Here is a 9044-nt window from a genome sequence, read left to right as displayed (position 1 = left end):
GAAACAGCAAACTGAATATGTACCTCAAATGACCTAATCAATCACTTGAGGCACATATGGAGAGATGGTATCTACGATTCAGTTGTAGAGCCGCTTCGTCGTCATCGTCGTCATCGTCGTCATCGTCGTCATCGTCGGTGATTAAGATGCCGGTCGGATAAATCCGACCCTACAGGTGATAGAAATACCAATACAAATACCTCCTACAGGTTCAAACCAGCACACTCCCCCCAATACTCAGGCACAAAAAAAGCGCCGGATTCTGTACGAATCGGGCGCTTTTTTATGCGAGCGGTTTGGCTTAGTCGACCAGGCCGTACTGCTCACGCAGGATCTCAACGATCTCTGCTTTTGGATTCTCAGACAGAGTCAGTTTCTCGCCTGTGATCTTTTCAGCGATACCTACATAGGTATCAGATACTTTCTGGATCAGTGCTGCAGGCAGCTCGTTGTCGCGTGCCAGAGCGTAACGCTCTTCCATGCGATCTTTGTTGACCAGAATATCTGAATCAGGGAAGTGGCTCAGCAGTTCCTGACGGAAAACTTCTTTGGAGTTCTCGATCACTTTACCGTCACGGTAAGATGCACCATCCCAAATACGGGAAGAGTCAGGCGTACCGACTTCATCCATGTAGATCAGGTTTTCGTTACCATCTGCGTCGGTTACGTAACCAAATTCGAACTTGGTATCAACGAAGACCTGATCGATCTTCTCCAGTTCAGCGCTGATCACATCAAAGCCTTCTTTCAGCAGCTTTTCGTACAGATCAATGTCTGCTTCGCTACGGAACTGGAACGCTTCAAAGTTGTTCACGATGTCGTTACGTGTGATGTTCACGTCGTCGACTTCAGGTACACCTGGGATATCTTTCAGGATACCTTTGGTGGACGGAGTGATCAGCAGCTCAGGCAGCTTCTGATCTTTGTTCAGGTCGTCTGCGATTTCGATACCACAGAACTCACGCTCGCCTTTAGCGTATGAACGCCACATAGAACCCGTGATGTACTGACGGCAGATCGCTTCGATCATAACCGGCTTCGCTTTCTGCACAACCCAAACCAACGGATGTGGGATGTCCAGAATGTGGCTATCAGCCAGACCCTGTTCACGGAACAGTTTGAACCAGTGGTTGGAGATCGCGTTCAGTGCGGCACCTTTACCCGGTACGCCCTGCATGCCACCTTCACCGGTCCAGATGCATTCGAATGCGGAGATACGGTCACTGATGACCATCACTGCCAATTCTGCATCTTCGTGAACGTTGTAGCCTTTCTCTTTGATCAGGCGACGGCTGTCTTCTTTCGTCAGCCAGTAAACGGAACGGACTTTACCACTGTGTACCGGTGCATCGGTACGGATTGGCAGATCGTTATTTACTGCCAGTACTTTATCAGCAAGACTCATTGCAAACTGTCCTGTTATCTCTAGATCAGAAAGGCCACCCATCACATGGAAAGCCCGGAAATTCGAAACGCGGGATTCTACCAGAATGATCATTGAGAGACACGTTTTTTACATGCAGTTTGCGACAAGAGAGTGACGTTTTGAATTTGATTCAAGGAGATCGACACATACTGCATAACAGCAGCATGTGCCGATTATCGGATGAAAGGCACTAATTAGCAGACATCACTATGTCCGCTTTGGTTGTTGCCACAATGGCTATCAGCTCCTGCTGCTCTTTCTCCGGGACTTCAAATTTCGCCAGTGTGACTTTGAAATCCGCCACCATCGCATCCCATTCCTGCGATGTGATGTTGAGATGAACATGGGAATCTTTCATGGTACGACCGGTGTACTTCTCAGGCCCGCCGGTTACTTCACTCACCATCATGGTGACATGAAACTTAAGACCCGCCTTAGGAACACGATCTCTGGAGGATTTAATAGCCGGATTGGCATTCAGTACATCATTCACCAGAAGACGTTCAATAAAGTCATCCACCACCGAGGCTATCGCGTAGGCCCCACCTAACCGGTTATAGAGCGATGGTTCTGACTTTTGGTCACCCGCGTGCATGAGCGGAGCCATCATAATCAGCAACAGCGCCATCACCACAGAGGTGCCCACGTGTCGTATAGATTGCATAACATCTGTCCTCTTCGTCTTGACCTCTACAGCCTGGTCAGTTGATATGCAGAAGGTTGAGCTCACCCCAATAAGAAACCGGCATCTGGCGACACTGGAGCACAGCTACTCACCCATCAAAGTATAGCTGCGTACAAAGATGCCTAGTGTCGCATTCACGTGGCACCCAAGCCGCGCGAGCCCCGGTCTAATGGTCCGACGTACGAACGATCTCTTCCAGACCAATCCCCGGACAGATGTGGTCGTTGATGTAATCGATCAGATTGGTGGCGACATGTCTGATCCGCTTATCAATCATCTCATCGGTGCACTGCCCTTGCTCATCAAACACACCCTGCACACCCGCGACGGATACCGGTGCAGGAAGTACAATCGCCCCAACATGCGAACACACACCCCGCAGCTGCTCCAACGACTTAATCGCCCCTATCGCCCCAGCAGCAACCCCGAGCAGAGCGACCGGTTTGCCTGCCATCACCGACGGAAAACCCAGATTTTCAATGGCCAGTTTCGTCAGTGCACTAAACGTCCCGTGGTACTCCGGTGTGGCAAAAATAACGCCAGTGGCCGCAGACACGGTGTCGCGGAACTGCTTTAAGGCGACAAGATCACCCTCCCGTCCCGGCAGGGGTAATTCGAGTGCATCCATATTGATCACTTCAAGCTCAATATCACCGTATCGTGTGATCTCATCTGCCACCAGCGCGACCGCTTTTGCAGTAAAGTTTCCGGGACGTACACTGCCGGGAATAATCACAATGCGTACTCGGCTTTCATTCTGTGTTGCCATGACCTGAATCCTCTTTGTTGGGCGGCATTACATACCGTTGATTACTCTGAATCTTAGTTGATCACCGTATTCAGGCGTGGCCACAGACTGTTTTTTACTGACTCGTTTGTACTAGCATTAGGTACCCCCTTCGTATTCAGGATGTAGTGTTATGAACAGCCAAGGCCGACTGATCGCCCGGTTCACTGAGAACCTGCCTGCGGGCACACTGGAATGGATAGGATTACGCCCGGCCCGCAAAGAACCGATACAGACAGTCGAGCAGGTCTTAGCTCTGGAAGGATTGGGGCTGGAGGGTGACCGGCGCTGTCAGGGAAGCCCCGGTTCAGCCCGTCAGGTCACCCTGATCAGTGCGGAGCACTTGAACCTGATCGCTCAATTTATGGGACGGGATCACGTGCCGGTTGAGCTACTAAGACGTAACTTGCTGGTATCAGGTATCAACCTCTATGCCCTGCGCCACCAGCCGTTTCGAATCGGTGAGGCCGAGTTCATCGCCACCGCCCATTGCCACCCCTGTTCACGCATGGAATCGGCACTCGGTGAGGGTGCTGTCGCGGCGATGCTCGGATACGGAGGCTTCTGCGCAAAAATAACCAAAAGCGGCCTGATCCATACGGGGGATAAGATTGAGAAAATCTGATCTGGCCCTTCGTCACTTTCTCCCCAATACTAGATATAAGATCATCCCAGATTTTCGACCTGCGCATGGGCCCTGCGCAGCTTCAGGATGAAACTGCTCCACACCAATTAACCGCAGGCATTGTGAATCTGACCAGAATCCTGGAGGTATTCCATGCCCCGCTTCAGCACAGAGAACATCCGCAACGTGGCTATTGTCGGCCACACCGGTTGCGGTAAAACCACGCTCATCGAAAGCCTGCTATATCACTCCGGTGCACTGAGCATACCCGGCAATATTGAATGCGGCACCACCCTATCTGATTACTCTCCGCAGGAAAAAGCCTTGCAACACTCGATTGATGTCACCCTGTGTAGCTTTGACCACAGCGAACATCACGTGAACCTGCTCGATACACCCGGATACCCCGAGCTCATGGGACGCACACTGAGCATTTTACCCGCGGCAGACAGCATAGCCGTCGTGATTAATGCCCATACCGGCATCGAACAAGTCACCCAGCTGATGATAGAAAAAAGCCGGGAAGCGGATCGGCCCTGTTTAATCATTGTGAATAAAACAGACGGCCCAGCGACCAATGCATCCGCCTTGCTGGAAGATATTCAGGCCCGGTTTGGCAGCGAATGCTTACCGCTGAACTTACCCGCAGCAGACGGACAATCGGTGATTGACTGTTTTTTCGAACACACGGATGCCACAACGGCATTTTCAGATGTACAGGAGGCACATGACACACTGGTTGATCAGGTGGTCGAGATCGATGAAGAACTGATGCAACTGTATCTGGAGCAAGGCGAAGAACTCACTGCCGAACAACTCCATATCCCATTTGAACAAGCCCTGCGTGACGGACACCTGATCCCGGTCTGCTTTGTCTCCGCGCAGTCCGGTGCGGGTATTCCTCAGCTGCTGGAGATCCTTACCCGACTGATGCCCAGCCCTCTTGAAACAAATCCACCTCAATTCCTAAAAGGGGAAGGCCCTGACGCCCCGGAGGTCAGGGTCAAACCCGATCCTAACGCTCACGTCATTGCGCACGTGTTTAAAATCTCTGTTGACCCCTATTTAGGCCGGGTGGGTCTGTTTCGTATCTATCAGGGTACGATTAACACAGGGAGCCAGTTGTTTATTGGTGATAGCAGAAAACCCTTTAAAGTCGCTCACCTGATGAAACTGCAGGGTAAAGAACACAGCGAGATCACCAGCGCTATCCCCGGTGACCTATGTGCTGTCGCTAAAATAGACGATCTGGAGTTTAACGCCCTGCTACACGACAACCATGAGGAAGACGATTATCACCTGAGAATGGTCGAACGCCCTCAACCGATGTGCGGACTGGCGATTACGCCCACCCGCCGCGGCGACGAGCAAAAACTTTCGGATGCATTGCACAAGCTGGCCTCAGAAGACCCTGGCATTAAGATCGAACATCGTATCGCCCAGAACGAAACGGTTATGTATGGGGCTGGAGAACTGCATCTGAAAATCATCCTTGATCGTATGCAGTCCCAGTACAACCTGGAGATTGAAACCCGCCCACCCAGCATCGCGTATCGAGAAACCATTACCGCGCCAGCCGAAGGCCACCACCGTCATAAAAAACAAACCGGCGGTGCCGGACAATTTGGCGAAGTCTCGCTACGCATCACACCGCTGCCCAGAGACAGCGGCTTTCGGTTTGTAAACAAGGTCGTGGGTGGTGCGATTCCTGGACAATTTATCCCTGCGGTCGAAAAAGGTGTGCGACAGGTACTCGGCAGCGGCGCTTTAGCTGGATTTCCTCTGCAAGACATTGAAGTGACGGTGTACGACGGCAAACACCATTCGGTCGATTCGAAGGAGATCGCCTTTGTCGCGGCCGGTAAAAAAGCCTTTCTCGATGCCATTCATCAAGCCCACCCCATTCTGCTGGAACCCATTGTGGACGTGAATATCATCACCCCCAGCAACAACGTGGGCGACATTACCGGAGATATCTCGGCCAAACGAGGCCTGATCAACGGCACCGCGGTATTACCGCAGCAGCAGGTGGAAATCAGCGCTCAATTACCGCTTTCTGAAATGGATGGATACCAGTCACGCCTCAAAGCACTGACCGGGGGTGAAGGTCAGTTCACAATGGCATTAAGCCACTATGCACCGCTACCCAACCGCCAGCAGACTGAGTTGATCGCTAATCATCAACCCACACAGGAAGCGGGCTGACGCTCAAGCAGTACTGCTGTAGTACAACAAGAGATGGGGCCGGTAAGGCCCTTCCCTCGTTGACATAACTATCATGCGATAGTCTCCTCCGTGCGCTAATCCCTTTTATATTCAGGCGCAAGACATATTCCCTTATGTTTAACATGAGTATTGCTCATGTATAACTGACTAAAAAACCACCACGAGTTGCCGATAGCCTGTAAACATCTACTCAGGAAACGGCATAATGATTATCGCCAATACCAATGTCAGCTTTAGCACCAGCCATGCTAAAGAGCAGACGCATACGGAATATGAAAGCCTCGAAGTACAGCGCTTCCAACGGGACGGTTCTGTCCGGTCTCAACAGATGACTGCCGGAGATAAAACCAGTCTCTCCGAAGAAGCACTCGAACTTGCAAAAGGCCTCGGCAATGTGCAGGTCTCAACTCATCAAAGCCAGTTTAGTAACAACCAAAACCTGAGCATCAGTCAATCCACACGACAGCCGATGAGTCAGCTCGGTTTTAACGGGCCGGTGATAGACCTTACAGAGTCACAGACACCTCGCCCAATCACCCTGATCGATCGACTGTTGCCAGCAGAGACTCCCCCAATGCCGGAGATGACTGATCCGAATTTAAAACTGACGGCGGCGATTCTCTCCAGCATTACCGGCAAACCGATTGAACTGACCGATGGTCGCGCGCTGAGCGAAGGCTTCGCACAGGCGAATCAGATTCAGATTGGTGCAGTACAAACCATGGATTTCAGTATTGATCTAGAGAACTTCGAGCCGCCTCGTGTTGGCGAAGAGGTGGGCATGCGTTACCAGCACACGGTGGCCTACAGCGAGTTCGAACGCACGTCCTACAGCGCCCAAGGTGAAATCCACACGGCTGACGGTCAGACGATTAACATCGATCTGATGATGGAGATGAGCCACAGTTTCGCCACCCGTGAATCCACCACCATCACGGCTGGCGCACAGCTGCAAGATCCCTTAATCATCAACTTCAACGCGCCCGCCGCCGACTTGACCAACGAGAAATTTGGACTGGATATCAACTCAGACGGCAAACAGGATCAGATCAGTTTTACCGGTGAAGGCAGCGGTTTTCTGATGATGGACCATAACGGTGATGGTCGCGTTAATAATGGCAACGAGTTATTCGGCACTCAGAGTGGCAACGGCTTCGCCGATCTGCGCGCCTACGATGATGACGGCAACGGATTTATCGATGAAGGCGACGCCGCCTATACGGAACTGAAAATCTGGGTCAAAACCAGCAGCGGAGACGATCAGTACTTCTCCCTCGCGGATAAAGAGATTGGAGCTATCTATCTCGGCGCTGTACAGACCCCGTTTGAGATTAAAAACGACGATAACGAACTGCAGGGCGTTGTACGTAGTTCGAGCTTTTTCCTGAGGGAAGATGGTAGCTCCGGCACCGTTCAGCAAGTCGATCTTGTCGTCTGATACCTCCACACCGTTTATACCCCCAGTTTATTCCACGAGTACCACCTCTCCCGGCCGCCGATAGGGATGTCACAGGCCGGGACCCTTACAACGCCTTTGATAGCTCTCGCGACAAGGTATGACAAAAACCTTTTCCATAATCCGCGCACCAATACAGATCAGACACCTCAATCACACTTCCACAAGTGTGCACTGATAACGATGTATTCCCCACCGGGCTCGTTCAATCCTCCACATACACATCCTTCACAAGGCACTGGTCGAAATGGCCTGAAACTTGCCTTGTCCTAACAGGGATTCAACAGAGGAACGGAGATGACAAAAAAGATTCTGGTGGTAGATAACATCGTGGCTGAGCAACACAACCTCTGCCTGTCGCTATCCGATTTGGTTGTCGACGCGGACCAAGTCTGGACACCGTTTCAAGGTTCAAATGGCCTGATTCCCCAACCCCTGTGCCTAAGCACGTCGCTCAAAGAGGTATCACCGTGGATATGAAAGTTGGTATACGTAAAGACTCCCCTCTCTACTCCTTGTGGCTGGAACTCTTTGAGCATTGCCACGCAGGAGACACCGGCACCCTATTTATCGCCACACAGGAAAACCGCTCGGGTCAACTGGTCATCCATCGCGGGCATCTGATCGGTGCAGCCTATGGGGGCGAATATAACTTTCAGGCATTATCAGCCCTGTCCTTGCTCGACGATGCCCGATACTCCTACACGCCCGATCTGATATTCCCTATCCCGGAAACGCTGCTGCCCAATGATGCAACCGCCCTGCTGGATCAACTTGGTTTTCAATACTATCTGCAAGATCTAGCCGATCCGCCAAGCGCTGAAGCGTTAGCCGTTGAAGCCCCCAACACATCTCCAGCATCAGATTCCCCCGAATCAGTTGGCATAGAGAATCTACCTATCCCACCGACTAGTGACCATGACCCCGGTAAACCAATCGAGATCACCGCCCCAGAATCCATCCCCAAAACACGTACAGTTACGCAAGTGTATCGAGGCCAAAAGATAACGAAAGTGATCCAAGAGGAAACACCCTCTCAGTCAACCCGAAGCAAGTCCGTCAGAATGTATCGCGGACAGGTCGTTCGCTCGTAGTTAGCGACCTACGGCTTGCTTGATACTTACACTGATCTTGTTACGCCCTAGCTGCCAAAGCATCAGCGCAGCCCCCAGACCGCTGGCACCTAACGCCATCGTCATAATCATGATCTGATAGCGCACCGCAATCAGCGGAGATACACCGGAGAGAATCTGACCGGTCATCATGCCCGGCAACGCCACCAGTCCCACCGCCAGCAAACTGTTCACTTGCGGGATCATCGCGGCATGGAACGCCGCCATCCGCGCGGCATTTTCATCTTTTCCTTCCTTCAAACCCGAATAATAACGCTCAGCAGCCAAGCTGATCGCATTCATGCTGTTCGCATAGAACATGCCCGCCAACGGAATCATCACGCTTGGTTCGTACCAGGTTTCAACACCCAGCACCAATTTAAGCGCAATCACCAGATGAAATCCGACCGCAACCAAAAGCGCGATAAACGCTGGTCGCAAAAAACCCGGCTGATGTCTGACGGGTCGAATTGCAATCCAGGATGCCGCGGAAATCATCACCGTCAGGACCAGTCCGGTAATCCAGGGTGAGGGTTGCTCAAACAACATCACCAACACGTACCCCACCGCTACCAACTGCAACGCCATCCGCGCGGCGGACAGCAGCACTTCAGTGGGTTTACCGTTCCAATAAAAATATACCGTACTGATCAACAGCACGGGGATCAGACACCAACTAAGGGACAACCAAGATATCGAATGCATAAAACAACTCAGACCAGACTAT

General features: G+C 51.8%; 9 protein-coding genes. 5 read left to right on the top strand and 4 right to left on the bottom strand.

Translation table 11 applies throughout. The features are described from left to right. Positions 1 to 301: 301 nt before the first annotated feature. The 3 genes from IOQ59_RS19755 to IOQ59_RS19745 form a co-directional block, all read right to left on the bottom strand. On the bottom strand, positions 302 to 1405 hold the full coding sequence (locus IOQ59_RS19755) for a phosphoribosylaminoimidazolesuccinocarboxamide synthase (protein WP_193955198.1): 1104 nt from the start codon (positions 1403 to 1405) through the stop codon (positions 302 to 304). Between the two features lie 211 nt (positions 1406 to 1616). Further along, positions 1617 to 2090: a group I truncated hemoglobin gene (locus IOQ59_RS19750; protein ID WP_228051039.1), complete on the bottom strand. Its 474-nt coding sequence runs from the start codon at positions 2088 to 2090 to the stop codon at positions 1617 to 1619. Between the two features lie 187 nt (positions 2091 to 2277). Then, complete coding sequence (locus tag IOQ59_RS19745; protein ID WP_193955197.1) at positions 2278 to 2880, bottom strand: NADPH-dependent FMN reductase; 603 nt, start codon at positions 2878 to 2880, stop codon at positions 2278 to 2280. A gap of 151 nt (positions 2881 to 3031) precedes the next feature. Between IOQ59_RS19745 and IOQ59_RS19740 the strand changes: the two genes are divergently transcribed. From IOQ59_RS19740 to IOQ59_RS19720, 5 genes are all read left to right on the top strand, one after another. Continuing rightward, on the top strand, positions 3032 to 3523 hold the full coding sequence (locus IOQ59_RS19740; RefSeq protein ID WP_193955196.1) for an MOSC domain-containing protein: 492 nt from the start codon (positions 3032 to 3034) through the stop codon (positions 3521 to 3523). A 153-nt stretch (positions 3524 to 3676) separates the two neighbouring features. Continuing rightward, positions 3677 to 5728 carry an elongation factor G gene (gene fusA, locus IOQ59_RS19735; RefSeq protein ID WP_193955195.1) on the top strand — a complete coding sequence of 684 codons (2052 nt, stop codon included), beginning with the start codon at positions 3677 to 3679 and terminating at the stop codon, positions 5726 to 5728. Positions 5729 to 5954: 226 nt separating this feature from the next. After that, entirely contained in the window at positions 5955 to 7187 is a 1233-nt protein-coding gene (locus IOQ59_RS19730; protein ID WP_193955194.1) for an SPM autocatalytic domain-containing protein, read from the top strand. A gap of 315 nt (positions 7188 to 7502) precedes the next feature. After that, a complete protein-coding gene (locus IOQ59_RS19725) occupies positions 7503 to 7685 on the top strand; it encodes a hypothetical protein (protein ID WP_193955193.1) in 183 nt (60 codons plus the stop codon). Next, positions 7682 to 8299, top strand: coding sequence for a DUF4388 domain-containing protein (locus tag IOQ59_RS19720; protein WP_193955192.1), 618 nt, complete (start codon positions 7682 to 7684; stop codon positions 8297 to 8299). Before IOQ59_RS19725 ends, IOQ59_RS19720 begins: the two co-directional genes overlap by 4 nt. Here the strand turns inward: IOQ59_RS19720 and IOQ59_RS19715 are convergent, their stop codons facing one another. Continuing rightward, positions 8300 to 9022, bottom strand: a complete 723-nt coding sequence (locus IOQ59_RS19715) for an ABC transporter permease (protein WP_193955191.1) — start codon at positions 9020 to 9022, stop codon at positions 8300 to 8302. Positions 9023 to 9044 lie beyond the last annotated feature (22 nt).

Source organism: Pontibacterium sinense, from assembly GCF_015209595.1.
Taxonomy (GTDB): Bacteria; Pseudomonadota; Gammaproteobacteria; order Pseudomonadales; family Balneatricaceae; genus Pontibacterium; species Pontibacterium sinense.
This window is presented reverse-complemented; position numbering and strand designations above follow the sequence as displayed.